31 protein-coding genes are annotated in these 25,408 nt (G+C 66.9%); 16 read left to right on the top strand and 15 right to left on the bottom strand.

Going from position 1 to position 25,408, the window contains the following annotated elements:
- Positions 1-144 precede the first annotated feature (144 nt).
- On the top strand, positions 145-879 hold the full coding sequence (locus GNX95_RS38495; RefSeq protein ID WP_163512709.1) for a hypothetical protein: 735 nt from the start codon (positions 145-147) through the stop codon (positions 877-879).
- A gap of 60 nt (positions 880-939) precedes the next feature.
- Here GNX95_RS38495 and GNX95_RS38490 read toward each other — a convergent pair whose 3' ends face one another.
- Positions 940-2,082, bottom strand: a complete 1,143-nt coding sequence (locus tag GNX95_RS38490; RefSeq protein WP_163512708.1) for a magnesium and cobalt transport protein CorA — start codon at positions 2,080-2,082, stop codon at positions 940-942.
- Positions 2,083-2,124: 42 nt separating this feature from the next.
- Positions 2,125-2,721 carry a putative glycolipid-binding domain-containing protein gene (locus GNX95_RS38485; protein WP_163512707.1) on the bottom strand — a complete coding sequence of 199 codons (597 nt, stop codon included), beginning with the start codon at positions 2,719-2,721 and terminating at the stop codon, positions 2,125-2,127.
- Positions 2,722-2,799: 78 nt separating this feature from the next.
- Between GNX95_RS38485 and GNX95_RS38480 the strand changes: the two genes are divergently transcribed.
- On the top strand, positions 2,800-3,321 hold the full coding sequence (locus GNX95_RS38480; protein ID WP_163512706.1) for a CGNR zinc finger domain-containing protein: 522 nt from the start codon (positions 2,800-2,802) through the stop codon (positions 3,319-3,321).
- A gap of 147 nt (positions 3,322-3,468) precedes the next feature.
- On the opposite strand, the gene GNX95_RS38475 is transcribed toward GNX95_RS38480, so the two are convergent.
- From GNX95_RS38475 to GNX95_RS38460, 4 genes are all read right to left on the bottom strand, one after another.
- A complete protein-coding gene (locus GNX95_RS38475; RefSeq protein ID WP_163512705.1) occupies positions 3,469-4,047 on the bottom strand; it encodes a C40 family peptidase in 579 nt (192 codons plus the stop codon).
- 121 nt (positions 4,048-4,168) lie between these two features.
- Complete coding sequence (locus GNX95_RS38470) at positions 4,169-4,744, bottom strand: C40 family peptidase (RefSeq protein WP_163512704.1); 576 nt, start codon at positions 4,742-4,744, stop codon at positions 4,169-4,171.
- Positions 4,745-4,986: 242 nt separating this feature from the next.
- Positions 4,987-6,138 (bottom strand): acyl-CoA dehydrogenase family protein, encoded by a 1,152-nt coding sequence (locus GNX95_RS38465; protein ID WP_163512703.1) that lies wholly within the window; start codon positions 6,136-6,138, stop codon positions 4,987-4,989.
- Between the two features lie 56 nt (positions 6,139-6,194).
- Entirely contained in the window at positions 6,195-7,199 is a 1,005-nt protein-coding gene (locus tag GNX95_RS38460) for a DUF5937 family protein (protein ID WP_163512702.1), read from the bottom strand.
- A 71-nt stretch (positions 7,200-7,270) separates the two neighbouring features.
- Here GNX95_RS38460 and GNX95_RS38455 point away from each other — a divergent pair, with 71 nt between their 5' ends.
- Together GNX95_RS38455 and GNX95_RS38450 are read left to right on the top strand one after the other, a co-directional pair.
- Positions 7,271-8,533, top strand: a complete 1,263-nt coding sequence (locus GNX95_RS38455; RefSeq protein ID WP_163512701.1) for an MDR family MFS transporter — start codon at positions 7,271-7,273, stop codon at positions 8,531-8,533.
- Between the two features lie 91 nt (positions 8,534-8,624).
- Positions 8,625-8,765, top strand: a complete 141-nt coding sequence (locus GNX95_RS38450; protein ID WP_163512700.1) for a hypothetical protein — start codon at positions 8,625-8,627, stop codon at positions 8,763-8,765.
- Here the strand turns inward: GNX95_RS38450 and GNX95_RS38445 are convergent.
- The 4 genes from GNX95_RS38445 to GNX95_RS38430 all read right to left on the bottom strand — a co-directional run bounded on the left by GNX95_RS38445 (position 8,752) and on the right by GNX95_RS38430 (position 12,903).
- On the bottom strand, positions 8,752-9,006 hold the full coding sequence (locus GNX95_RS38445) for a hypothetical protein (RefSeq protein WP_163512699.1): 255 nt from the start codon (positions 9,004-9,006) through the stop codon (positions 8,752-8,754). The two genes, GNX95_RS38450 and GNX95_RS38445, sit on opposite strands and share 14 nt — an antisense overlap.
- A gap of 13 nt (positions 9,007-9,019) precedes the next feature.
- Positions 9,020-10,687: a sodium:solute symporter family protein gene (locus tag GNX95_RS38440; RefSeq protein WP_163512698.1), complete on the bottom strand. Its 1,668-nt coding sequence runs from the start codon at positions 10,685-10,687 to the stop codon at positions 9,020-9,022.
- 312 nt (positions 10,688-10,999) lie between these two features.
- Positions 11,000-12,301, bottom strand: a complete 1,302-nt coding sequence (locus GNX95_RS38435) for an ATP-binding protein (protein WP_163512697.1) — start codon at positions 12,299-12,301, stop codon at positions 11,000-11,002.
- Between the two features lie 17 nt (positions 12,302-12,318).
- The gene (locus GNX95_RS38430) at positions 12,319-12,903 is read right to left on the bottom strand and encodes a TetR/AcrR family transcriptional regulator (protein WP_163512696.1); all 585 of its coding nucleotides are present in this window, start codon (positions 12,901-12,903) and stop codon (positions 12,319-12,321) included.
- A gap of 166 nt (positions 12,904-13,069) precedes the next feature.
- Between GNX95_RS38430 and GNX95_RS43955 the strand changes: the two genes are divergently transcribed.
- Positions 13,070-13,198, top strand: coding sequence for a hypothetical protein (locus tag GNX95_RS43955; protein ID WP_281357005.1), 129 nt, complete (start codon positions 13,070-13,072; stop codon positions 13,196-13,198).
- Here GNX95_RS43955 and GNX95_RS38425 read toward each other — a convergent pair.
- Entirely contained in the window at positions 13,195-14,748 is a 1,554-nt protein-coding gene (locus GNX95_RS38425) for a class I adenylate-forming enzyme family protein (protein WP_163512695.1), read from the bottom strand. The genes GNX95_RS43955 and GNX95_RS38425 overlap by 4 nt on opposite strands.
- A gap of 94 nt (positions 14,749-14,842) precedes the next feature.
- On the opposite strand from GNX95_RS38425, the gene GNX95_RS38420 reads away from it, so the two are divergent.
- The 4 genes from GNX95_RS38420 (at position 14,843) to GNX95_RS38405 (ending at position 17,496) form a co-directional block, all read left to right on the top strand.
- A complete protein-coding gene (locus GNX95_RS38420; protein WP_163512694.1) occupies positions 14,843-15,832 on the top strand; it encodes a R2-like ligand-binding oxidase in 990 nt (329 codons plus the stop codon).
- Positions 15,833-15,866: 34 nt separating this feature from the next.
- The gene (locus tag GNX95_RS38415) at positions 15,867-16,382 is read left to right on the top strand and encodes a hypothetical protein (RefSeq protein WP_163512693.1); all 516 of its coding nucleotides are present in this window, start codon (positions 15,867-15,869) and stop codon (positions 16,380-16,382) included.
- A gap of 76 nt (positions 16,383-16,458) precedes the next feature.
- The gene (locus GNX95_RS38410; RefSeq protein ID WP_163512692.1) at positions 16,459-16,953 is read left to right on the top strand and encodes a GNAT family N-acetyltransferase; all 495 of its coding nucleotides are present in this window, start codon (positions 16,459-16,461) and stop codon (positions 16,951-16,953) included.
- A gap of 159 nt (positions 16,954-17,112) precedes the next feature.
- Positions 17,113-17,496 (top strand): RidA family protein, encoded by a 384-nt coding sequence (locus tag GNX95_RS38405; RefSeq protein WP_163512691.1) that lies wholly within the window; start codon positions 17,113-17,115, stop codon positions 17,494-17,496.
- Positions 17,497-17,499: 3 nt separating this feature from the next.
- On the opposite strand, the gene GNX95_RS38400 is transcribed toward GNX95_RS38405, so the two are convergent.
- The gene (locus GNX95_RS38400) at positions 17,500-18,381 is read right to left on the bottom strand and encodes a hypothetical protein (RefSeq protein ID WP_163512690.1); all 882 of its coding nucleotides are present in this window, start codon (positions 18,379-18,381) and stop codon (positions 17,500-17,502) included.
- Positions 18,382-18,567: 186 nt separating this feature from the next.
- Between GNX95_RS38400 and GNX95_RS38395 the strand changes: the two genes are divergently transcribed.
- Complete coding sequence (locus GNX95_RS38395) at positions 18,568-19,110, top strand: EF-hand domain-containing protein (protein WP_163512689.1); 543 nt, start codon at positions 18,568-18,570, stop codon at positions 19,108-19,110.
- Between the two features lie 839 nt (positions 19,111-19,949).
- Here the strand turns inward: GNX95_RS38395 and GNX95_RS38390 are convergent.
- On the bottom strand, positions 19,950-20,171 hold the full coding sequence (locus tag GNX95_RS38390) for a hypothetical protein (protein ID WP_163512688.1): 222 nt from the start codon (positions 20,169-20,171) through the stop codon (positions 19,950-19,952).
- 249 nt (positions 20,172-20,420) lie between these two features.
- On the opposite strand from GNX95_RS38390, the gene GNX95_RS38385 reads away from it, so the two are divergent.
- Positions 20,421-20,987 carry an HD domain-containing protein gene (locus tag GNX95_RS38385; protein ID WP_246281915.1) on the top strand — a complete coding sequence of 189 codons (567 nt, stop codon included), beginning with the start codon at positions 20,421-20,423 and terminating at the stop codon, positions 20,985-20,987.
- Here the strand turns inward: GNX95_RS38385 and GNX95_RS38380 are convergent.
- The gene (locus GNX95_RS38380) at positions 20,955-21,425 is read right to left on the bottom strand and encodes an NUDIX hydrolase (RefSeq protein ID WP_163512687.1); all 471 of its coding nucleotides are present in this window, start codon (positions 21,423-21,425) and stop codon (positions 20,955-20,957) included. The two genes, GNX95_RS38385 and GNX95_RS38380, sit on opposite strands and share 33 nt — an antisense overlap.
- Positions 21,425-22,210 (bottom strand): helix-turn-helix domain-containing protein, encoded by a 786-nt coding sequence (locus GNX95_RS38375; protein ID WP_222854258.1) that lies wholly within the window; start codon positions 22,208-22,210, stop codon positions 21,425-21,427. Before GNX95_RS38375 ends, GNX95_RS38380 begins: the two co-directional genes overlap by 1 nt.
- Positions 22,211-22,367: 157 nt before the next feature.
- Between GNX95_RS38375 and GNX95_RS38370 the strand changes: the two genes are divergently transcribed.
- From GNX95_RS38370 to GNX95_RS38350, 5 genes are all read left to right on the top strand, one after another.
- Complete coding sequence (locus GNX95_RS38370) at positions 22,368-22,784, top strand: hypothetical protein (RefSeq protein WP_163512686.1); 417 nt, start codon at positions 22,368-22,370, stop codon at positions 22,782-22,784.
- A gap of 69 nt (positions 22,785-22,853) precedes the next feature.
- Complete coding sequence (locus tag GNX95_RS38365; RefSeq protein WP_163512685.1) at positions 22,854-23,066, top strand: hypothetical protein; 213 nt, start codon at positions 22,854-22,856, stop codon at positions 23,064-23,066.
- Complete coding sequence (locus tag GNX95_RS38360) at positions 23,053-23,385, top strand: hypothetical protein (RefSeq protein ID WP_163512684.1); 333 nt, start codon at positions 23,053-23,055, stop codon at positions 23,383-23,385. Before GNX95_RS38365 ends, GNX95_RS38360 begins: the two co-directional genes overlap by 14 nt.
- On the top strand, positions 23,382-23,561 hold the full coding sequence (locus GNX95_RS38355; RefSeq protein WP_163512683.1) for a hypothetical protein: 180 nt from the start codon (positions 23,382-23,384) through the stop codon (positions 23,559-23,561). Before GNX95_RS38360 ends, GNX95_RS38355 begins: the two co-directional genes overlap by 4 nt.
- Positions 23,562-23,834: 273 nt before the next feature.
- Positions 23,835-25,406 carry an FtsK/SpoIIIE domain-containing protein gene (locus GNX95_RS38350; RefSeq protein ID WP_222854257.1) on the top strand — a complete coding sequence of 524 codons (1,572 nt, stop codon included), beginning with the start codon at positions 23,835-23,837 and terminating at the stop codon, positions 25,404-25,406.
- Positions 25,407-25,408 lie beyond the last annotated feature (2 nt).

Raw genomic sequence — 25,408 nt, 5'->3', positions numbered from 1 at the left:
CGAGCACGTTGCCAGTCATTCCATTGTCCCACCCGCTGACAGCCCGCCCCGACTCCCCCGTGTGGTGGCGGTCGGTGACTGGGTGGAAGATGAGCATCATCACAGACTGCAACGCAGACCGATACCACACCGAAGGGAGCAGCGATGGCTTTCCGGAGGAAGGCGACCGCCGCCAAGGCGTCCGATGAGATAAAGAGCGAGCTCGGCGAAGGCATCGGCCACCTGGTCAACGCCGCCGGCGCGGCCACCGAGGTGGCCAGGGAGACGCTCGCACCGAAGGCACAGGCGGCCGTCGAAGCACTGGCGCCGAAGGTCGGACAGGCACGTGAGGCGGTCAAGCCGACCGTCGACAAGGCGCTGGCCAGCCTGGCTCCGATCGTGGAGGCCGCGGTCGAGGCACAGAAGACCGGCGGCAAGAAGGTCAAGAGCGCCCGCAAGGACGCCAAGGTCGCCGCGGCCGAGGGCAAGCGCCGCGCGAAGGAGGCCGCGCTCGCGCTGCGTGGCGACAAGCCGCGCCGCCGCTGGCCGCTCGTGATCGGCGCGCTCGCCGTCGGCGCCATCGCCGGTGCCGCCGCCGGCCTGCTCGCTCGGCGTAACGAGGAGCCGCGCTGGGAGGACTACGACGCGCCGACCGAGCCGGTGCGTACGCGCGTCGCCGACGTCGCCACCGCGTCCGCGGCCAAGGTCTCCTCAGCCGCCGACAAGACCGCTGACAAGGTCGCCGAGACGGCCAAGACCGCGGCCAACGCGACGAAGTCGGCGGCCGACAAGACCGCCGCCGCGGTCAACGAGAAGACCGAGGAGAAGGCGACCAGCAACGGCTCGCGCAACCGCGCCGCGTCGTCGCGTACGACCGGCGGCTCCTCAGCCACCAAGTAGGGCGCTTGTCCGCGGGGACTCCTTACGTGCTGCTGGTGCACGTAAGGAGTCCCCGCGGTTTTACAGCCAGCGGCTGCGGCGGAGCAGCCAGTAGATCAGCGCGACCGCGGCGGCCATCACCAGCAGCACGGCGAAATAGCCGAAGTGCCATTTCAGCTCCGGCATGAAGTCGAAGTTCATGCCGTAGATGCCGGCGATCATGGTCGGCACCGCCGCCATCGCGACCCAGGCCGAGATCTTGCGCATGTCGTTGTTCTGCTGCACACCGATCTGCGCCAGGTCGGCCTGCAGCGCGGAGTTGAGCAGGTCGTCGAAACCCATCTGCATTTCGGTGACCTGCCGGACGTGGTCGGCGATGTCGCGGATGTAGCGGCGGATTTCCAGTGGTACGCCACCGATCCGGCCGGAGTAGAGCGCGTCCAACGGCCGCGCCAGCGGCACGACCGCGCGCTTGAACTCGATGATTTCGCGTTTCAGGTTGTAGATCCGGCGTACGTCGGTCGCGCCCGGTGTGAAGACGTCGGCCTCGATCTCGTCGATGTCGTCCTCGATCGCCTCGGCGACCTCGAGGTAGCGGTCGACGATGTTGTCGCAGACGGCGTGGAAAACCGCCCACGGCCCCTGCCTGAGCAGGTCGGCGTCGCTCTGGTCCAGCTCGGCGCGTACGCCCGACAGGTGACAGGCGTCGCCGTGCCGCACGGTGAGGACGAAGTGCCGGCCGATGAACAGCATGACGTCACCGGTCTCGACCACCTCACTGGTCGCGGTGAGCTCCGGATGCTCGACATAGCGCGCGGTTTTCAGCACCACGAACATCGTCTCGCCATAGCGCTCCAGCTTTGGCCGCTGGTGTGCGGTCACCGCGTCCTCGACGGCCAGCGGATGCAGCTCGAACACCTCGGCGAGCTCCTGCATCTGTTCCTCGGTCGGCTCCTTCAGACCCAGCCAGACGAAGGCGTTGTGATGTTTTTCGGCCTCACGCAACGCATCCGCGTAATCCGGCCGGCCTTTCACGCGGTGTCCGTCGACGTACAGCCCACAGTCGACGACCGGCAGCTTCTTTTTCAGGTCCGGCGGCGAGGCGCCGTTGGAGCCGGACCGGGCGGGATTGTGCGGCAGCACGCGGTTGACGGCGCGCAGTGCGCGCAGGACCCCGTTTTGGTGGTTTCGACCACTGTTTCCCGTGGTGCGCGGTTCAGCCATGGCGCTCACCTCACAATCGCCTGCCGGTCGACCGGTCCCAGGCTACGCTGCGGCACCTGCCGTCGCGGCTCGCCAGATCCGGCTGCCAAGCCCCGGATAGTCGACCACCAGGCCGTCGTCGTCGAGCTTCAGGGTTGCCACGAAATCACCACTGCGGAACACCACGTCGGCCGATCCATCGCCGGCGTACGTCTGCGGTGACGCGTGTACGGACAGGTCGGGCACCGAGATCCAGGCCATCACGAAGTCGACACTCGCGGCGGTGCGATGCAGGTCGTGGCGCAGCACCGGCATGGTGTTGGTCAGCAGGCACTCCTGCAGGTCACAGTCGAGCGCTGCGTCGAGGCCGTCGGCCAGCGTGGCGTGGCCGAGATGGTCGTCGTTCTCGCCGTCGACCAACGCCGACCACTGGCCGTCCTGGTGTCTGGTGAGGTCGAGCGACCGCCACCAGTCCTTGGCGCTCACCCGTACGCGCATTCGCCGGGTGATCCAGCCATCGCCGGTCTCCAGGTCGTACGTGACGGTGACCTCCCTGGTCAGGCTGCTGCCGCTGGCCCGCAACGACCGTCGGCCGAACGTCACTGCCGCCGCGTCGGCGCGCTCCGGTTCGACACCGCGCCACGCCACCAAGTCCACCATCGGTCCTCCATGTTCACCGGCTAATTGGATCGATGGTGACGTCCTGACGTTCACTGGTCAAGGGCTATGCTGGTGAACATGGATGCGGCGCCGGGTCGGCTCGAGGTGGTCAGGACGTTCCTGAACACCTGGGTCATCCCGAACGAAAGTCGGGTCGCCGAGGACCGGCTGGCCGGCCTGGTCGCGGATCCGGCCGCGTGGCGCTCGACGTTTCCGGATCTCGGCAAGCCAGGACCGCTCGCCGACCTCACCGCGCTTCGCGACGACCTGCGCGCGGCACTCGGTCAGACACATCCGGTCTCGCTCGCCGGCCAACTGGCGCGGCATCCACTCGCGCCGGCGTTACGCGCGGACGGTCGTCCGGTCGAGTTGGCGCCGGTGTCGGCCGGAGCGGCCGGCGAGCTGTTGGCGCTGGCGATCAACGCGGCTGCCGACGGTCACTGGCACCGGCTGCGTGCCTGTCCGGACTGCCGGTGGGTTTTCTATGACACGTCCCGAAACGCGAGCCGCACGTGGTGCGCGATGAACTCCGGCGGTCCCGGCGTGCGCGGCTGCGGCAGCATCGCCAAGACGCGCGCGTATCGCGCCCGGAAGCATTGATCATTTTCTACTATGTAAGTTTCCACGCGAACCCACCCCCGCCCGTTCTGGGTGGGGGCCCAGATTGGCAAGTGGGTACGACAGTTTCGCGCTGTTGCGGGTAAAAGGCCTCCTTGCGCCGACGCGCAAGGAGGCCTGGTGGGGCCGCTATGGCAGTGGCCGCTTGGCCGCGATGAGGTCGCGGTGGTTGGCGTACGAGGTGGAGACGTGGATCGTGGTGCCGGATTCCAGAGCCTCGACGATGTAGCCGCCACCGAGCGCGATCGCGACGTGGTGGACGGTGCTCGGCGACGAGCCGTAGAACAGATAGTCACCGGCTTTCACGTTGGCCGGTGCGATGTTGGGGAAACCGCGGTTGGTCAGGATGCTGAGCTGTCCCTTGGACGTCGAGTTGAGCATGTCGCTGCCGGTCGCGGCCCAGTAGGCCCAGCGTGCGAAGCCCGAGCAGTCGAAACCCTTGACGTGACAGTCGTTCGGCGCGCCGTTGGCCGGATCGCACAGGCCGTACGTCTCGCCGGGGCCGGAGGCCGCGTGGCCGCCGCCCCAGGAGTACGGCACGCCGATCTTCGTACACGCCTTGTTGACCAGGTCGATCGCGGCCGGCGACGCGCCGGCCTCCTGCACCCCGCACGCCGGCATCGCCGATGCCGGCGCGCTGAGGATGACCAGGGAGAACGCCGCCATCAGTAGAGCCAGGGCGGCTGCGGACAGTCGAGGTCTGCGCATTTTCCGGTCTCCTTCCGGAGAGTCCCGATTACGCCGGATTTGGGCCCGATCGGCAGAGTACAAACGTCACCCGGGAAGAGCAATGGAAAGTTTCGCCGGATCCGGAAAAAGCGTCAGATCATTACGGCAGCGGCCGCTTGGCGGCGAAAAGATCGCTGTGACCGGCGTACGACGTGGACACGTGGATCTTCGTGCCGGACTCCAGCGCCTCGACGATGTAACCGCCGCCGAGTGCTATCGCGACATGGTGGATGGCGCCCGCCGAGGAGCCGTAGTAGAGCAGGTCACCGGCCTTCACCTGGTCGAACGGGATGTCGGGCCCGTTGCCGAGGATCCTGTACTGGTTGGCCGCCGTGCCGTTGGTCAGCAGGTCGTTGCCGGTCGCCGCGGCGTAGGCCCACCGGCTGAAACCGGAGCAGTCGAAACCCTTGACGTGACAGTCGTTCGGCGCGCCGTTGGCCGGATCGCACAGGCCAAACGTCTCGCCGGGCTGCGCACCGTGGCCGCCTCCCCACGAGTAGTCGACGCCGATCTTGGTGCACGCCTGGTTGACCAGGTTCTCGGCGGCCGGCGAGGCCCCCGGTTCCTGTACGCCGCAGTTCGGCTCGGCGCTGGCCGCGTTGGCGGTCAGGCTGAGCACCAGCATCGCCAGCGCGCCGACCATCGCCAACGACTGCGCGATCCGGGTAGATCTCATCGTTGCTCTCCATTCTCGGTCGTTTGACCGGTTTACAACTTTGAGTCCGTAATGCGGACGGTACAAACGTTGTAAACACGAAGCAACAGCAACGATTTACGTACTGTCAGTAAGTTGCGAAACTTCCCTACCTGTGCGTTACATCACGTTTCGCCGGTACGACCTGCGAAAACGTACGGCCGACCGGATGTCCTTTTAGCTAGTTTTGCCGGCTTCAAATTCGTTCCCACATGTTGGGATGATCAGAGTCCAAGCGAGCGGGCGATCAGCATCCGCTGCACCTCGGAGGTGCCTTCGCCGATCTCCAGGATCTTCGAGTCACGCCACATCCGGGACACCGGATATTCGTTCATGAAGCCATAGCCGCCGTGGATCTGCGTCGCGTCGCGCGCGTTGTCGACCGCGATGGTCGAGCTGTAGAGCTTGGCGATGGCGGCCTCGCGCTTGAACTCCTGGCCGGCGAGCAGCTTGCGAGCCGCGTCGTAGTAGGTCGTACGAGCGACGTGCGCGCGGGTCTGCATGTCGGCGATCTTGAACGCGATCGACTGGTATTTGCCGATCGGCTGGCCGAAAGCGCTGCGCTCCTTGGCATAACGTACGCACTCGTCGACACACCCCTGCGCCAGGCCGACCGCCAGCGCGGAGATCGCGACCCGGCCCTCGTCCAGCGTCTGCAGAAACTGCGCATAACCGCGGCCACGCTCGCCGAGCAGGTTGTCCACCGGCACGCGTACGTCGTCAAACGAGAGCTCGTGCGTGTCCGAGCAGCACCAGCCGACCTTGGAGTAATGCGGCGCGACGGTCAGGCCAGGCGTGCCGGCCGGCACGATGATCGATGAGATTTCCTTGCCACCGTTGGCTTTCTGGCCGGTCACCGCGGTGACCGTGATCAGGCTGGTGATGTCGGTGCCGGAGTTGGTGATGAAGGCCTTCGAGCCGTTGATGACCCACTCGTCGCCATCGAGCCGTGCGGTCGTACGCGTCGCGCCGGCGTCCGAGCCGCCGTCCGGTTCGGTCAGCCCGAAAGCACCGAGCTTGCGGCCGGCGACCAGGTCCGGCAGCCACTGCTTCTTCTGCGCGTCGGTGCCGTGCCGGAGCAGCGGCATCGCGCCGAGGCCGACGCCGGCCTCCAGCGTCGCTGCGACGGACGAGTCGACGCGTGCGATCTCCTCGATCGCCAAGCAGAAGGCGAAGTAGTCGCCGCCCTGGCCACCCCACTCCTCGCCGAAGGGCAGGCCGAAGATCCCCATCTCGCCGAGCTGCCGCACGATGTCGTACGGAAACTCCTCCCTGACATAGAGATCACCGATCCGCGGCGCGATCACCTCGGTGGCGAACTCGCGGACGGCGGCGACCAGCGCCTGGTGCTCGTCGGACAGCCCGTACTCAGACATCGCCACTCCAGGTCGACTCAGCCCTTAACGATCGTTAAGGATAGTCGATGCCGCCGTCACTGGCCAGCGGCCACGAGTGCGTCGGCGATCTGCGTACGCATGTGCAGCGCGCCGCGGCCGCGCCGGTCGGTCGTCACCAGGCCGGCGTCGCGCAGCACGCCGATGTGCTGCGAGATCGCCGCCGGCGTCACCGAAAGCCGGCGTGCGAGGTCACCGGTCGAGGCCGGGCCGGCCAGCGCGACCATCAGGTTGGCGCGCGTCTCGCCGAGCAGTCGGGCGAGGCCGTCCGGTGCCACCCTGCCGGCCTCCCACAGCGTCGCCACGCCGCGGGCCGGATAGATCAGCGTCGGCTGCCACGGCGGCGGCATGAACATCGCGCTCGGCCACGCCATCACGCTCGGCACCAGCACCAACCCGCGACCGGCCAGCTCCACCCGTGTCGCGTACTTCTTGTGGATCCGCAGCACCCCGTCGGCCCACTCGATCTGCGCGTGCAGATCGGCGAACACCTCGGTCTGACCGCCGCGAGCCAGCCGGCCGGTGCGATAGGACAGGTCCGCGTCGAGCACGGTCCTGATCCGCTGCCAGTGATGCGCCAGCACCAGCTCCCAGTACGTGCGAAACGCGCCGACCAGCCGTCGGAGCGTACGCCGCGGCTGGTCATAGAACGCGCCGACGCTCTCCTCCATCCGCGCGCGTGGTCGGCGCTGATAAGGCGCCATGCCGACCGGCTCGAGGTCCTCCCGGATCACCGCGATAGGCGTCTCGAGCAGCAGTGCGATCTCGTCCTCAAGGTTGGGCAGCGGAGTGGTCGGCGGTGGCGTCAGGAAATCCGGAATGTAGCCGGTCGCCGGCACCAGCGTACGCATCAAAGCGAGCTCCGCGGAGGCCGCCAGATCGCTGTGCGCGATCGCGTGGCGAGCCTCCGAAATCCACGGCGCGTGCAGGGCGTGCCGGGCTGGGCTGAACAGCACGCGAAAGCTCGCGACCAGCTCCCACAGCGGCGAGTATGCGAAGCGTAGCTGGGAAAGATCGGGCACGGTGAAGACGAGTTCGAGCATCCGGACACCCTCCATCGTTAAGCGTACGCTAAACAGTTGGCGATTCCGCCGACGCCTGACAACGTTTTCGCGTGACCCAGACTTCCTCGCCTCCGCAGGCTCCGACCGGCCGGATCCGCCGGGTGCTGGCCACCACGTACGGTGGGCTGCCGCGCGCCTTCTGGGTGCAGTGGGTCGGAGTGCTGGTCAACCGGCTCGGCACGTTCGTGGAGCCGTTTCTCGCGCTCTACCTGAGCACCGCGCGCGGTCTGACGATCGCGCAGACCGGCATGGTGATGGTCGTCTACGGTGCCGGCTCGCTGGCCGGTCCGCTGCTCGGCGGATTCCTGGCCGACCGGTTCGACCGGCGGGTCGCACTGTCCGGCTCGCTGGTCGCGTCGGCGGCGGCACTGCTCGGACTCGGCGCGGCCTCGACGCCGGTGACGATCGCGGTCGCGGCGTTTTTGGTCGGCCTCACCGCGGATCTCTACCGGCCCGCGTCTGGCGCCCTGGTCGCCGACATCGTGCCGTTGGCGCTGCGGCCACGCGCGTACGGCCTGCTGTTCTGGGCCATCAACCTCGGATTCTCCATCGCCGCGGTGAGCGGTGGCTGGATCGCCGGCCACGGTTTCGGCCTGCTGTTCGTCATCAACGCGGTGACCTGCCTGACCTTCGGCGCGCTGATCTTCTTCCTGGTCAAGCCGGGCGTCGCGGCGAAGAAAAAGGACGACGAGCCGTCCGTCGGCTATCTGACCGCGCTGCGCGACCCACTGCTGGTCACGCTGGTCGGCCTGACGATGGTCTATTCCACGATGTACATGCAGGCGTACGTGACGCTGCCGCTCACCATGCACGCCAGCGGCCTGACCGCTGCGCAGTATGGCTCGGCGGTCGCGGTGAACGGTGTGGTGATCGTGCTCTTGCAGCCATTCGCGTCGCGCTGGCTCGAGCGCTTCCGGCCGACCACCGTGATGGCGTTTTCCGGCCTGCTGGTGGGGACCGGCCTGGGGCTGACGAGTTTCGCGCACAGCCACTGGGCGTACGCCGGGACCGTCGCGGTGTGGACGCTCGGCGAGATCGGCATGGCTGGCTTCGGCCAGGCGCTGATCGCCGACCTGGCGCCGCCGGCGGCGCGTGGCCGCTATCAGGCCCTGTTCACTCTCGGCTTCTCCTCGTCGATGATCCTTGCGCCGGCCGCCGGCACCGCGTTGCTGACCACCGTCGGACCGGCCGGACCGTGGGTCGGCTGCCTGGCCGGCGGTTTGGTGCTGTTGCTCGGATATCTGGCGGTGACCGGTCCCGTCCAACGGCGCCGCCAGGCGGCGAATGGCCGTACTGTGACCACCAGCGCGTGACAGCACTCACGGTCACGGCGGAAACACACCGGGCCGCTCAGACGATTTAATAGGTGGAAGCACGATGAGCCATCCAAGGAGAGAACACCCCATGCGCCGCCACCTGACCCGGGCCGTCAACGCGACCCGGACCATCGGCCGCCGGTTCGACCGCTGGACGCTGCACAACTACAACCCCCAGCCGCCGCTGCGGGTGTCGTTCTGGCAGGCCGGCGACTTCACCCGTCGTTAGGTTTTTCCGGAGCCTTCAGGGGTCGCAGCCGGGCCCACAGGAAGACGAGCCCGGCGAAGACCAGCATCGCCAGGCCCAGCCACAGGTTGATCCTGATCCCCTGGGCCCTGGCGAGCTCCCCCGCACCGTCGAGCAGTCCGACGATCGTGAGGATCACGCCGTACACGGCGAAGAGCGCGCTTATCAGCAGCCGCAGATCAAAGAGCCGATGTGCGCCACTGCGTTTCTCGTTGTCTGCCATCTGCGGTGACTCCTTACAGGAAGACGATCGTCAGGACGACGGTCAGGCCGAGCGCGGAGAATCCGAGCAGCTTCGGCGACTCCCACCACGCCGGTTTACGCGGCGCCGCGACCTGCTCGGCAGGCAGGCCCCAGACCAGGCCGCGCAGCTCCGACTCCGGCTTCGGCTTGGTCACCATGGTGACGATCACCGTCACGATCGCGTCGATCACGAACGCCGCGATGGCGCCGTAGAAGTTTTGCGACTGCGTCGACTCGATGTTGATCAAGGGTGTGCCGAACACGCCGGTCAGGTAGAAATGCGCGAGGCCGGCGCCGGCCGTACCGCTGACCAGTCCCCAGAAACCGGCCCACGGCGTCGTACGCCGCCAGAACAACGCGATCAGGAAGGTCGCGAACAGCGGCGCGTTGAAGAACGAGAACAGCAGCTGGATGTAGTTCATGATGTTGTTGAAGCCGGCCGCGATGAACGCCGTACCGACACCGATGATCACGCCGGCCACCGTCGCGATCCGGCCGACGTTGAGGTAATAGCGGTCGGGCCGGTCCTTGGCGAAATAGCGCTGCCACAGGTCGTACGTGAAGACCGTGTTGAACGAGCTGACGTTGGCCGCCATGCCGGCCATGAACGATGCCATCAGGCCGGTCAGCGCGATCCCCAGCACGCCGTTTGGCAGCAGCTTGCCCATCAGCTCGGGGATCACGTAATTGTAGTCGGCGCCCTTCTTCTGCAGCTCGGGCACGATGACCAGCGCGATGAGGCCGGGGATGATGGTCAGCGCCGGGATGAAGATCTTCGGGAACGCGCCGATCAGCGGCGTACGCTGCGCGGCGCTGAGATCCTTGGCCGACAGCGCCCGCTGCACTTCGGAGAAGTTCGTCGTCCAGTAGCCGAAGGACAGCACGAAACCGAGGCCGAAGACGATGCCGATCCAGTCGCCGAGCGGGTTGGTCGGATGGCCCACCTGGGTGCCACCCCACTGGCTGAACGCGGCGGCGCCGAGCGACGTACCGTGGCTGACCTTGTCGACCAGTCCGTCCCAGCCGCCCACCGCGACCAGGCCGATGATGACGATCGGCACCAGGCCGGCGATGATCACGAAGAACTGCAGCACCTCGGTGTAGATCGCGCCGGACAGGCCGCCGAGGGTGATGTAGACCAGCACGAACAGCGCCGACACGATGATCGAGATCCACAGTGGCCAGCCGAGCAGGCTCTGCAGCACGATGCCGAGGGCGTACAGGTTGACGCCGGCGGTCAGCAGCATGCCGGCGGCGAAGCTCAGCGCGTTGAAGAAGTGGGTCGGCCGATTGAACCGGCGCAGCAGGAACTCGGGGACGGTGTGGACCTTGCTGTTGTAGTAGAACGGCATCATCACCAGGCCGAGGAACACCATCGCCGGCACGGCGCCGATCCAGTAGAAGTGCACGGTCGACACGCCGTACTGTGCGCCGTTGGCGGCCATGCCGAGGATCTCGGTGGCCCCCAGGTTGGCGCTGATGAAGGCCAGGCCGGTGACCCAGGCCGGCAGCGACCGGCCGGACAGGAAGAAGTCCTCGCTGGTCGCGATCGCTCTGCGCGCCAGCAGGCCGATGGCGATCACCACCAGGAAGTAGATCGCCAGGATGCCGTAGTCCAGGCCGTTGACGGCCAGCTGTTCGATCGCGAGTTGCTCGGTCACCAGCGCACTCTCCCGACTTGAGGGAAACCACCCCCGGCAACCCTAATGCCGGTTAACGGTTAGTACGACTCCGTGCGTTGGTCGATGTCCCGTGTCGCCGGAAGTGTCGGTGCGCGGTGGCAGACTGTGTGTCGGGGGGTCCTTTTCCCCGAGGCGCCGGGCCGGTCGCGCGCGCGATCGTCAATTTCGCTTTACTTATCTAAGTTTCCCGCGCGAACCCACCCCCCACCCGATCTGGGTGGGGGCCCAGATTGGCAGGGTGGTCTGACAGTTTCGCGGTGCGGTGGCGGATCGTTAGCGCTGCGTACGACCTCAGGCCAGCAGCGTCGTGTCGTAGCGGCCGGCGACGAAGCGGTCGTTTTCCAGCAGGCGGCCGAAGTACGCCGCGGTGTGTCGCGGTCCGGTCAGCCGGAAGCCGTGCAGCGCCGACCGCGCGCGGGCGATCGCCGCCGCGCGATCCTCGGCTAGCGCGACCACCGTGGCGATCGTCGTGTCGTCGGCACTGATCACGCTGCCCGGCGCGTACGCGGCATCCACGCGTACGCACTCCGGCACCGTCCAGTCGACGATCGGACCCGGCTCCGGCGAGAACCGGCGCGGGTCCTCGGCCAGCATCCGCATGCCGATGGCGTGGCCGCGGGCCGCCAGACCGCTCAGGTCAAATCCCGGCAGGTGCTCGGCGGCCACCAGGAACTGCGCGGCGACCAGGTCGACGCCGAACAGCTCCTCGGTGACCGACCAGAACGCGGTCAGCTGCGGTCGCAGTTCGCAGAAATAGAATTCCTCGCCGGCCAACAGAAACTCGACCGTGCCGGCGCCGCGCAGGCCGACCGCCTCGGCGGCCCGCAGACCGGCGGCGATGAGCTCCTCGCGGACCACCGGCCGCACCGACGGTGCCGGACTTTCCGCGAAAACCGGGGAAAAACGCCGCTGCACCGAGCAGTCACGCTCGCCGAGCGCGAGCACCGTGCCGTCGGCCAGACCGAGCACCTGCACCTCGATGTGGCGCACGTGCGGATAACAACGCTGCACCAGGATCCGCGCGTCGCCGGCCGGCAGCTGCCGCCGCACGAGCTCGTACGCGGCCGCCAGCTCGGCCGGTTTCTCGCTGATCGCGATGCCGACGCCGTCGCGGCCGGCGACCGCCTTGAGCACCACCGGGCAGCCGAGCTTCTCCGCGCTCACCGTCACGTCGTCCACAGTGGACACTGGTCCGTACGACTCCGGCACCGGCACGCCGACGTCCGCGACCAGCTGGCTCAACCGCACCTTGTCCTTTGTGCCGGCCAAAGTCTGCGGCGACGCGCCGATCCATCCGAGGCCGGCGGACAGCACGGCACGTGCCGCGTCCGGATCGGCCGCCAACACCGAGCCGCCGGGATGGATCGCGTCCACCTCGAGGCGCCGAGCGACCTCGAGGATCTGGCCGATTTCCGCGTACGAGCTGGTTTTCTCGCCTTTCAACGGCTCGGCGCGGTCGGCCTCGGTGACAAACGGCCGGAGCCGGTCGGCGGCGACGTGGATCGCGACGGTGCGGATCCCCAGCCGGCGCGCGGCGCGCACGACCGCACCCGCGACCGCGCCGCGGTCGGCAACCAGGACCGATCCGTACATAAGACGGAGCCTAGTAGCTATCCGCGCAAAGCCCGGTGCACCATGTCACGCAAAACTCCGGCGACCTGCTCACGCGGCAGCTGCGAGCGCAGGAACGGCGTCGAATTCATCAGGCCGAAGGCCGCCTGCGCGCGTACGCGTGCGGTGTCGGCGTCGAGTCCGGGCTGCAGCCGGGTCAGCACGTCGACCCACTGCTCGACATACTCGCGCTGCGATTTCCGTACGATCCGGCGAGATTCGTCCGGCAGCCGGTCGAGCTCACCGAAATGGATCCGGATCACCGCCGGCCGCTCCAGCGCGAAGGCGACATGAAACTCGACGAGTGCGGCGAGCTGGTCGGCCGGCTCGGTGTGCGCGTCCAGGCGAGCCCGGCCGCCGTCCCGCAGGCCCTCGCTGACCGGGATCAACGCGGCCGACAACATCGCCTCCTTGCCGGCGAAATGGTGATAGAGCGCGGGTCCGGTCACGCCGGCGGCCGTGCCGATGTCGTCCATCCCCACGCCGTGATAACCGCGCGTGGCGAACAGCTCGAGAGCGATCTCGAGGATCTGCTCCTTACGGCTCGGCCGGCTCGACTTACCCGGCACGGTTCCGGCTGACATGCCGACACCCTAACCGCTTGGTCAGCTCGCTACGGTAGCCGAGTGAGTGTCCTCTCTCTGTTGCTGATCCTCATCGGCCTCGTGGTCTGCCTGGCTGTGGCCGCCGCGATCGTGATCGGTGTCGTTCTGCTCGTACGCGCCAACAGCAGGAAGTAGTCTGTGCCGGGTGGCATATCTGCAACCCTGGCATCTGCTCGTGGTCGGTGGCGGCGCGCTGTGCTGCCTCCTTGTGGTCGCCGCGATCGTGTTCGGCGTCGTGATGCTCACGCGCGCCAAGAACCGGCAAAACTCCTAGCCTTCGCGTACGAGCTGGCGCAGCTTCTTGCGGTCGAGCTTGCCGACGCTGGTCAGCGGCACCTGGTCGACCACGCGGACCTGCCGCGGATATTTGCTCGCCGCGATGTGTTCCTTCGCGTACGCGACCAACTCGTCCTCGGTCGCCTGCGCGTCCGGTCGCAGGCTCACGAAGGCCACCACCTCCTCGCCGAGCCGGTCGTCCGGCCGGCCGACCGCGGCCGCCATCGCCACCGCCGGATGGGTGACCAGCACGTCCTCGATGTCGCGCGGATAGACGTTGAAGCCGCCGCGGATGATCAGGTCCTTCTTGCGGTCGACCACGTACAGATAGCCGTCGCCGTCGACATGGCCGATGTCGCCGGTGTGCAGCCAGCCGTCGATCACCGTCACGGCGGTCGCGTCCGGCGCCTGCCAGTAGCCGGACATGATCCCCGGTGACCTCGCGCAGATCTCACCGTCCTCGCCGACCGGCAGCTCGCGATCGTCGTCGTCGCGGATCGACACCTCGCAGCCGGGGATCGGCAGGCCGACGCTGCCGACCTTGCGCCGTCCGTACGGGTTGGTGGAGATGATCGACGCCGACTCGGTGCAGCCGTAACCCTCGTAGATCTGCGCCGACGGCACACGTTTCTCGAACTGCTCGCGTACGCCGGCCGGCAGCGGCGCGGCTCCTGAGGACACGCTGACCAGCGCGCTCAGGTCGTAATCCTCCAGCGGCTGCGCCAGCAACATCTGGATCATTGACGGCACCAGTGGCGCGCGGCTGGCCTTGTGTGTCGCGGCCAAGTCGAGCCAGCCGGCCGGGTCGAACCAGCGCATCAGCAGCATCTTGCCTGGCTCTTCGGTGTGCGTACCGATGCAGGTGACCAGCAGGCCGTACGCGTGCGCCAGCGGCAACGGCACGAGGCTGGTGGTGGCACCTTCGACATCGGAGGCCTGGTGGCCGGCCGAACCACACCAGAACAGGTTGTCGTGGGTCAGCGGCACACCCTTGGAGCGGCCGGTCGTGCCACCGGTGAACAACAGCGCGGCGAGGTCGTCATCGGCACGGTCGACGATCGACCCCGGCTCGTTCGCCTCCAGCTCCGCGTACGGGACGACCGTCAGGTCGGGCGGCACGTCGGCAGGGATGTCGCCGACGACCGCCACGAACCTGACCGACGGCCGCACCTGCGCGCGTACGGCGGCGCCGACCTTGGCCAGGAACTCCGGCGTGGTGACCACCGCGACCGCACCTGAACTGTCCAGCGCGTGCGCCAGCTCGGCGACGGTGACCAGGAAGATCAGCGGCGTGATCACCGCACCGGCACGGAACAGCGCGGTGTAGCTGATCACCACCTCTGGACAGTTGGCCATCAGGATGACGACGCGGTCGCCAGGCGCCACGCCATGGCCGGCGAACCCGGCCGCGACCCGCGCCGCGCGGTCGGCCATGCCGCCGCGGGTGTGCCATTTTCCCTCGAAAAACAGCGAATCTCCGTCACCGATCGCCGCCAGCTGCCGCTCCGCCTGCCGTGCCAGGTTGTGATCCGCATTGTGATCAGGCATGCCACCCCTCACTCTGGTCGACTCGCAGTCACCCTTTACAAAACCACTCCACTTGTCAATGATGTGAGCCAGGTCATTCGGACAGGGAGACTCCATGAGCGACCCGACAACGCAATCACACTCCTCCCACCACCCCACCCAACGACAAGGCTTTCACTCCATCCAACGTGGCGGACTGAATTGGGACTCGTTCCCGCTGCGGCTTTTCGTCAAGGGAAACGCCAGGTTCTGGAACCCGGCCGATATCGACTTCAGTCGGGAAAAGGCCGACTTCGACGGCCTGACGCAGGTGCAGAAGGACAGCACGCTGAGCCTGGCGACCCTGTTCATCGCCGGCGAGGAGGCGGTGACCGAGGACATCCAGCCGTTCATGAAGGCGATGTCCGCGGAGGGCCGGCTCGCCGACGAGATGTACCTGACCCAGTTCTGTTTCGAGGAGGCCAAGCACACGGAGGTCTTCCGGCGCTGGCTGGACGCCGTCGACGCGTACGACGACCTGCACACCTGGGTCGCCGACAACCCCGGCTATCGGAAGCTGTTCTACGAGGAGCTGCCGGAGTGCCTGCACGCGCTGGACGACGACCCCAGCCCGCGCAACCAGGTGCGCGCCAGCGTCACGTACAACCACGTCATCGAGGGATCGCTGGCGCTGACCGGCTATTGGCAGTGGAACCGGGTGTGTACGCAGTTCGGCATCTTCCCCGGCATGCGCGAGCTGATCAAGCGGATCGGTGACGACGAGCGCCGGCACATGGCCTGGGGCACCTTCACCTGCCGCCGGCACGTGGCTGCCGACGACAAGATGTGGGACGTGGTCGGCGAGCGGTTCGCCGAGCTGGTGCCGTACGCGATGCAGCTCATCCAGGCCGGCAACGAGCGGTTCGAGGAGCCGCCGTTCGGACTCGACCCGGACGAGACCATGAAATACGCTGCCGACCGCGTACAACGGCGGTTGGGGGCCATCGAGTCGGCTCGCGGCGCTCCGCTCGCGCAGATCGACGTCGATGCCAGCCCCGAGGCGCTCGAGGACAAGTTCGGCGAGGAGGACGCCGCGGAAATCGCGCAGCTGGAAAGCTCGTCGTAGAAGTCGGTGGTCGCGATTTCTGTCGGACGTCGTCGTGACGATGGGTGCACTGTCGTTCTACTCCAGGATTCGGAGGGACAAGGTGCAGATCAACTACACGGACGAGTGCCGCGTCGGCGAGCTGACGTACGCGGTGGAGGCGCAGACCGATGACAGCGGCGTGGTGCGGCTGCGGCTGTGCGGCGTCGACGGTGGTGGCGTGCTCGCCGCCGAAGGCACGCTGCAGGTGCCGTCTGGCGCGCTGATCGACGCCAGCACGGTGCTGCGCCGCGCGCTCATCGGCCTCGGCAAGCTGCAGCCGCCGAAGCGCCGCGGCCAGACCGGCGGTCCGGCCAACAGCTTCCAGCCGTGGACGGCGGAGCTGAGCGGTCAGCTCCGGGAGAGCTGGCTCAGCAAGCCGGAGAGCACGCCGGCGTCCGAGCTCATCTGTGAGCTCGCCGGCATCCACGGCCGCTCGCGCAACGCGATCCGGGCTCAGCTGGCCAAGGTCGGCTGCGATCCGGACGTGCCCGGTCGCGCTCTGCGTGAGCTGGCCGCCGCCGACGGCTGAGGACTGGGACACATCGCGCACCGGCCGGGCTCGCCGCCCGACCGGTGACTTCCTACTGTTGACCACCATGATCAGGATGGCCAGCACCGCGGACGGCCCGGACCTCGGCGCGCTCAAGGTCGACGCGTGGCGGCAGGCGTACGCCGGCTTCATGCCGGCCGAGCTGCTGGCCGCGCTGGACCCCGACGAGGAGGCCGCCGACTGGTCGGAATACGTACGCACCATGCCGCCCGACCACCGGCTGTGGGTCGTGGACAGCGGCTCGGCCGTCACCGGTTTCTGCCGCACCGGGCCCGCCGACCAGGACACCGACCTCGGCCGCCGGGCCGCGGAGGTCTACGGCCTCTACATCTCGCCGGACCTGATCGGCACCGGCCTCGGCCGCGGCCTGTTCGGCAAGGCCGTGGCCGACCTCGACGCGCGCGGCTTCGACCCGATCTGCGTCTACGCGTACGAGCCCAACGTCCGCGCCATCCGCTTCTACGAACAGGCCGGCTTCGCTCCGGACGGCGCGACCCGGCTCGACGAGTCCGACAACACCGGCACCACGAAAATCCGCCTGGTCCGCTAGTCCAGCGCCGCGATCGCCTGAGCCCATCGGCTTCGTGAAGGGTCGCCGAAATTGTCGGTGGTGGCAAGGACGCTGGTATCGGGGGCCAAAAAATCGAGCGCCGGCGTCGTATGTGCCTGCTATGAAGAGGCGCGACTCCCGACGCTAAGAGGAATCCCGATGATCAGACAGCTCGACCCCGCTGGCCTGCCGGCGGCGACCGGAAACTACACGCACGGCACGGAGGTGACCGGCGCGACGCGTACGGTCTTCGTCAGCGGTCAGGTGCCGTGGGCCGACGAGGACGGCAAGCTGCCGGACGACTTCGAGTCGCAGTGCCGGATCACGTGGGACAACATCCGAAAAGTCCTGACCGAGGCCGGGATGGACCTGGAAAACCTGGTGAAAATCACCACCTTCCTGTCCGACCGCGGGCACCGCGAGGCGAATTCGCGCATCCGCGAGGAAGTGCTCGGCGCGCATCGGCCAGCGGTCACGATCATCATCTGTGACATCTACTCCGACGCATGGCTGCTGGAGATCGACGCCATCGCGATGGCGTAAACCTCAGCACAGTCCGTTGGCGCGCAAGGTCGACAGCGCGCCGACGGTCACATAGCCACGCCATTCCAGCATCGCCGCCGGAGAATAGCTGGAATAGTCGACGACCCAGCCACCGTCCGGCTGTTGCAGACCGGCGAGCCGGCGCAGGTCAGCGTCGATGACCGAGGCGGAGAACAGTCGGCGCGCCGCGTCGTCCGGCAGCGGAGCGAAATCCAGCGGACGCATCGTCTCGCCTTCCGCCCCGCCGGCGACCGGCACCAGGCCGTCTGCCGGGACAAAAGCGCTCAACCGGTCGAGAAGCGCGTCCGCCTCCGGATACGATTTTCGCGCCGCCTCAAGGAAACGTACGGCAAAGGCGAGCACCAGCGCAAAAGGTCGCACATCGAGCTCGCGGATCTCGGACAGACAGTAGTCGCTGATTCGCGCCAGCCACGGATGACCGGCAACCGCCGGATCGTGCGCGGCGACCAGGTGCGCCTTTTCCGCCACGATCGCGGAAATCTGCAGAGCGGACACGGTCGAGTCTGCCTCGGCCCAAAACGGCGCACAGCCGGCCGGATCGCGCACCGGCACGGCAAACGGCACACCGCCGTCCGGCAGCGTGACGGTGTCCAACCAGTCACACAGCTCCACCGCTCGCGGAGTCGGTCCGGCTTCGGCGAAAACCTCGAAAGCGTGCAACGCCGCACCGGTCTGGCTCTCGGTCGAACGCAGATCCGGCTCCAGTCCCCAGCCATAGCCACCGTCCGAGTTCCGATATGCCTCCAGCGCGGCGACAGCCGCTTCGGGGTCACCTCCGGCAAACAAATGCTCATAGCGGCGCCGGTCGAGGAGCCGCGCGTGCGTTGCCATGAAGTCCGAGGCTGCGGTCAGATCGATGGTCATGGAGCGATCCTTGACCACACACCCGGTCGCCGTCTTGAACAGATCAGACGTCCGGGTCTCGCCTCTGGAACGGTCGGATGCACGAATTTCGAGCCGTACGCTCCTCAATGCCTGACCAACTCGAGTTGGAGCCGACGCTGGCTCGACGTATCAGAATCTCACGCAATAACGTGAGGAGATGAGGTCATGGCGAGCGATTTCCAGCGCCGCAAGGTCGGTGGTGTCTTCGACGCGATGGACGACGAGCACCGCGGCTATCTGACCAGAAACAGTTTCGAAGCGTTGGCCGCGCGGTGGACGTCGCTGCGCGGCCTGGTGCCTGACTCCGCCGAGTACGCGCACCTGCGCTCGATCATGCTCGGCTGGTGGGACTCACTGAGTGCGTCGGCGCAGAACGGCGAACGAGTCACGCTGGACGACGTGATGGCGGTGGTCGACCAGTTGCCGACCATGACCGGCGCGGTGAACGCGACCGCAGACGCGATGTTCGAGGCGATTGACGAAAACGGCGACCGCCGGATCTCGCGTTCGGAATATCGCCAGCTGGTCGAAGCCTGGACGGGCCAGGAGACGGACACCGACGAGATCTTCGAACGCCTCGACCTGGATGGCGATGGCCACATCTCGCACGAGGAGTTTCGCCGGCTGTGGACCCAGTTCTGGGTCGAGGATGACCCAACGGCCCCCGGCACCTGGGTCTTCGGCCACCTGGCAGAACCAGCCCACTAACAACGACGACATGGAGCGTGGACACCTGCAGAGCCCCCGAACCAAACTGGACCACACGGATGGGGGTCCGGGCCCGCCCCCGGGGCGGGATCTGGGGGCTCCGCCCTCAGGAAAATAACGATGTTCCGCTAGCCCGAAGGCGTGCCCGCCGAGCACGCCACGCCAAGGAACGAGTGGAGATGAGGGGACTTGAACCCCTAACCCCTGCCTTGCAAAGGTACGAGCCTTCACGCTCCGTACCCGCGTGAGCCAGGAATTTCGCCGTGTGTAACGGATTCCCCGTACGACCATGATCATTCCCCGTGAGATACCGCCAGTCCGGGCACGTGAGGGGCACGCAAAGGACACGGCCGGCTCCCCGTCATGAGTGTGCTGGTTGGTCTTCCCGTCGGCAGGCGTAGCCCGTGCAGATCAGGTCTCCAGGGTCAACCAACGCCTCACCGGTTGACCCTGGAGACCTGATCTGCATGCCTTGAGGTGTCGACGGGAAGACCGGCCAGTGCCGCGTACCGCCAGATCCGTACCGGGCTTCTCGGAGGCGCCAGGGGGTTCGGGGGCCGGCGAGGACCCCCGAGTACGCACGACGCGGCTGCACGATCTCGCCTGACTCGGCGGCTTGGATCAGCTCGGCATCGACCTGGTCATGATCCGCCGTTGACGCCTGGCCTCTACGTGATCTTGCGCGCCAGTGGCGCGAGCGGCGACGGTCGTCCGAGGACGGCGCCCCAGCGCCGCCCGCAGCGGCGGGCGGCGGCGAGCGCGCCGCAGGCGCGCTCTTGATCCAAGAGAGGTCAACTCGTCAACCAGTGCAGAGAATCCGGCCGTACTGCCGCCAGCGTTTACTTTTTGTCGAGCCGCAAGAGTGCGCGAACCATCTCGACGTGCCGCGCGCCTACGCTGTCGTTCGTCGGATCGGGCTTTCGTTGTGCCCAGACCACGAACGATACGACGACGATTAGGACGCATAGCGGAATCACCAGTAACACGATTGGCACGGTGACGGCCGCGCGAGATATGACGCCGACCGCGTCTGTGATGATCTTTGCCAGTTCGTGGTGCATGGTCTCCTCGATGAAGCCGTGAGGGACAAGCTCTGAACGCGCTTCGCCCTCGCCTGCTTATTCAGCCGGCCTCGCGATGAACTGGACAGGAGGAGGAGCGAACACGGGCGCTTGGTGAATCTCCGGTCAAGCGCGCGGAGGCGCAGGTATTCGGCGTCGGCTTCGTCGCTGATGCGAAACAAACAACGGGTCCGCAGGTGGCCATGTGGTCGTTGGTTGCGTTTGAGCTGGTACGAGTAGCTTCATCGTGTGGTCGAGGTACGTCTGCAGGAGGCGAAGGCGCTGGCTGAGGCGCTGGTGTCGTCGCTGGGTGACCGGTGGAAGCATCTACAGGCCGTGGGTGCCCGCGCGGCCGTACTGGCGCCGGCAGTGCCGGAAGATGACGGCGAGCTGTTGGTCATGGCGGGCTGGCTGCATGACATCGGGTATGCGCCGGAGATCGCGCGTATGGGCTTTCATTCGCTGGATGGTGCGGTGCACCTTCGTGAGCTGGGCTATCCGGAGCGCCTGGTGTGCCTGGTTGCTCATCACACTGGGGCTCGGTTTGAAGCCGCGGAACGTGGGTTGTCGGCGGAGTTGGCGGCGTTCGAGCTGGAGGACGGCCCGACCATGGACGCGCTGGTCTGTGCGGACCTGACGACCGGTCCGCAAGGTCAGCCGTTGTCGTTCGATGAGCGCATGGCCGAGATTCTGCGGCGGTACGACGAGGACTCTCCCGTGCATCGCGCCATCACGGCGGCGCGGGAGAGCCTGGCGGGATCGGTGGACCGTACTCGGCGGCGGCTAGCCGATGTAGGGCTCGGTTCGGTGTTCTAGGTAGTGGTCGATGCGTAGGCGCATGGACGGGTGGATGTTGAGCTTGTCCAGCTCGGCGGGCTGTACGAAGACGACTTCGCTGGTCTCGTCGCTGGTCCGGAGCGTGCCGCCGAGTATCCGGGTGGTGAAGCACATGGAGAACTGCTGCCGGACTTCGCCGTCGTCGTAGGCCATGACGTGGTGCGGGTTGCTGTAGATGCCGACCAGTCCGGTGACCTCGACGTTGATGCCGGTTTCTTCTTCGACTTCGCGCACCACGGCGTCGGCGACTGTTTCGCCGATGTCGACGCCTCCGCCGGGTACGGCCCAGAGCTTGTTGTCGGTGCGGTGGACCATCAAGATTGCGCCGGTCTCGTCGGGGACGATCGCGGTGACGGATGGCACCATGCTGTTGGCCGCTGGCGCGTTCGGGTCGTTGAAGTAGTCGATGCGCGGCATTAACTCACCTTCTCACGCCGTGGCGTGCGTCGCTTGGGCTGCGGTTCGTACGGCACGGCCAGGTCCCACACTCGATCGAAGCTCGCCTGGTAGTGGTCAAAGAGCCGCCCGCCGGGGACCCGTTGCAGGTGCAGCACGGGTGATTGCGAGGCGGGCGCGCCGTAGACGTGGGTGTTGACGTACATCGTGTTGTCGCCGCGATAGATCGAGTTGTACAGCGTGGTGTTATGCAAACGAACCTCGACACCTGGCGCGCCAAGCGCGGGCTTGAGGTAGTTCAGGGAGAGCAGGACGCGCGCGGCCATGCTGGAGCCGATGTCTTCTTCTTCGGCGCGCAGGTCGACGGCATCGCCGTCTGGGTCGCCGAGAAGTACGCGGACGCGTCCGCCTTCGGCTCCCATCTTGATCATGGCGCCGGCAAGGTCGGGATGACCGCCATCCGGTAGGAACAGTCCGGCGTACACCAGGATGTCCAGTGAGTCGCTGGCGTTGTCCACGAGGGACCGCCAGCGGTCGTGTGGAACGACGATGCGGCTCGGGTAAAGGGCGATGAACTCCGCTTCGCTGGCGACCTTCGTTCGCGTTTCGTCCATAACGTCCGGCCAGAGGTACGCCTCGTCCGTACCGAGTAGCTTCGCGACGGCCCATCGGTGTGTACGGTGCGGCACCCGGCCGCTCATAATCCAACGCTCGACGGTCTTCTGGTTGACCTCGACGTGCTTCGCCACGTCTTTGAGGTGCAGCCCAGCGGCAGTGATTGACCCTCGTAGCCGTTCGTTCGGCATTCGCCGTACCTCCCCGTGGGACGCCTTGGGACGTTTACAGACTATCAGAAACGTCCCAACACGTCCCTTGACGTGGTGACGAAGTCCCTACTCTTTGCGGTTTTCTTTTGCTGCGAGAGAAATTCTTTGCTCGCAACACACAGAGTGGGAGGTAGTCATGGCTTTCAAGCCTGGACAGCGGTTCGCGGTCCCGTTCGAGGTGCTGTGCCCGAACGGCTGCGTACTGGCCGGCGGAGTCTCGGCGGTGACGGACTTCGAGGTCAAGCGGGGTGACAACCACAAGCGGGACAAGGCGACCGGCATGCGGCTGTGGCAGGTCGCAGTCTTCGACGCCGATCCGGAGGCGCGGGACGGTTCGCGAGAGATCAAGGTCAAGGTCGCGTCCGAGGTCCAGCCGGTCCTGCCCGGCGGTCCGTTCACGGCGGTCGAGCTGACCGGCGTGTCGGTCGTGCCGTGGATCGATGACAGTGGCCCGAAAGCGCGCGTCGCGTTCTCCGTGTACGCCGATGGCATCCGTGCCGTGTCCGGTAAGGCGACCGGCAAGGCGTCTGCTTCGCAGCCGGCTGCGGCGTAACCGCCGGGTGTGGGGGCGATGAGAATGCGGCGCGGACCTGATCCGTTGTTGGACGCTATTCGGGAATTCGTGGCCGCACGGAACGAGGCCGACGCGACTGTACGCGCACTCGTCGCGTACGCGCGAGAGCTGGCGACGACTCGCAAGTACAGGTTGGTCGAGATCGCTGAAGCGGCCGGCATGTCGATTTCCGGAGTTCGCAACGCGTACGGCGAGGTCGACCTGGAAAGGGCACGGCAGATGATGGCGGCTATCGGGGAGGGCGAGCATGAACACGAGTGAACGAGCCGGCAGGATTGCGACCCTGCGTTTCGTGGCTGACCTGTGCGAGCGGGTGCCGGAGCTGCCGGTTCCCCATCCTGGCAGTGGCGTTGTGTCGGCCCGTACGGACGCTGAGGGCAGGGCGGAGATTGAGCGCCTGGCCAACGCCTTGCGATCGCTCGGCGTGCCGGCAGTCGTCTACGAGGACAGCAATCACGGCATCAAGGTGGTCTTCGGCGACTACTACGCGCTGTACATCTTCCGCGAGGCGATGGCCAAGCACTATGCCCTCAGCTCGTACTCCGACGCGGTGAAACCGGATCTGGAGGACGTGGCATGAACAAGATGCCGCCTCCGACCGTGCGCGAGGAACTGGACGCGCTGACGCTGGCTGTCCGGTCTGAGGATGACCGGTGGACGAAACAGATTCTTGATCGGCTGAACGTGCAGTATCCCGAGGTCGTGCGCGCGATTCACCGCGGCTTGGGTCTGTCGTACGGACCGTACGACTTCTGACAGGGCAGGCGCCGGACCATCGGCTCGGCGCCGCCCTCCAGCCCCCGGAGTTTTGGGGCTATTTCTCAAAGGATGTGAATTCATGCCTCAGGAGACGTCTGCCCAAAACACGGGCAGCAGCAACGATAGGAAACCCGGCAACTGCCAAGGCTGCGGCAAGTTCTACCGACCGGCACCGGAGGTCGTCGGGCCGTACTGCCGTGCCTGCGCCGGACAGGGCGAGTTGTTCGCTATCGGCACCCTGCGCGCGACCAGTACGCGGAGGTGGTCGCGATGATCGGGCGTGGAATCGGCGGTGTCGGCAAGGCGGTCCGCAAAGACCCGCCCGAAATGGTGATGATCCCCAAGGAAAAACCGCCGCTGTGGCTGGTTCTGCTGCAATGGCTCGCGGTCCTGGTCGGCCGGCTGCTGATGTTGCTGGGCCGGCATCCGTTCCTGACGTCGTTGATCGTCACGACTGCGGTGCTGTGTCGTACGGTGCACTGGCTGGCGGCCGTGGTCTATCTCGGTGGTCTGGCTCTCGCTTTCGTGGCGTGGCGGTGGCGCTGGCCGGCGGCGTTTCGGACCTGGGTCGCCGTACCCACCCGCTCGGCCTGGCGTCGCGAGTTGGTCTACCGCCGGCACTGGCAACCGGCCATGGTGCTCTCGGACCTGTCTGACGACTGCGCCGGAGTGGAATACCTGCCGGTCCTGCGGCGGGTCGTCTCCGACAACGCCTACGACCTGGTGCGCGTCGGGATGATCTACGGCCAAGTCCCCAAAGACTTCGAGGACGCCGCCGAAGCACTCGCGCACGTGTTCAAAGCCGCGTCCTGCCGAGTCATCGTCAACAGCCCGCAAGACCTCACCCTCGTTTTCCTTCGCCGGGACGTACTCGCGGCTCCGATTCCGGCGCTGCCGTCGCCGCCGTCGCCGGACCTGGCGGCGTTGCCGATCGGTCATCGCGAGCAGTACGCCCCGGCCAAGCGGGTCGACGCGGTGAAAGCGTTGATACGTAAGGGATTGCGCCGACCCGATGTAGTCGAGGTCGGTACGGGGCTGGCGGGGCGGTCGTTGTGGCTGCTGCGGCTGATCGGTACGCACATCCTGATCTCCGGCGCGACCGGCGCCGGTAAGGGCTCGGTGCTGTGGTCGATCATCCGCTCCCTGGACGCCGCTATCGGGTCCGGCGCGGTCGAGATTTGGGCTATCGACCCGAAAGGCGGCATGGAACTGGCCTTTGGCGCGGCGATGTTCAAGCGGTTCTGCTACGGCGACGACGACGAGAAAGACGCCGACAAACGCAAGTCCTACGAACTGGCCTACGCCGAGTTCCTAGAGGACGCGGTAGCCGAACTGCGGCGCCGGCAGGCACGGCTACGCGGAGTGTCCCGGCTGCACGTCCCGATGCCGGATGACCCGCTGATCCTGATCATCATTGACGAGCTGGCCTCGCTGTCCGCCTACGTCGTCGACCGAGACGCCAAGCAACGCATCGCCAAAGCGCTCGCGCTGATCCTGTCCCAAGGCCGCGCGGTCGGCGTCCTGGTCGTCGGCGCCGTACAAGACCCCCGCAAAGAAACCGTGCCGTTCCGGGACCTGTTCCCGACCCGTATCGCGCTGCGGCTCACTGAGGCCGAGCAGGTGGATCTGGTGCTCGGCAAGGGAGCACGTGACCGTGGGGCCGTTTGCGACCTGATCCCCGAGAGCACTCCCGGCGTCGGCTATGTCGCGCTGGAAGGCGTCCGTGAACCGGTCCGAGTACGCGCCGGATACCCGAATGACGACGACATCCGCACCATGGCGCAGTTCCACACCGCCGGTCGCGGTGCTGCTCCTGTGAAGACCTGGCCGGAGGCCGCGTAGCC

This window comes from Fodinicola acaciae, from assembly GCF_010993745.1.
GTDB classification, from domain to species: domain Bacteria; phylum Actinomycetota; class Actinomycetes; order Mycobacteriales; family HKI-0501; genus Fodinicola; species Fodinicola acaciae.
Note: the sequence above shows the minus strand (reverse complement) of the source record. Positions and strands in the feature narration are given on the sequence as shown.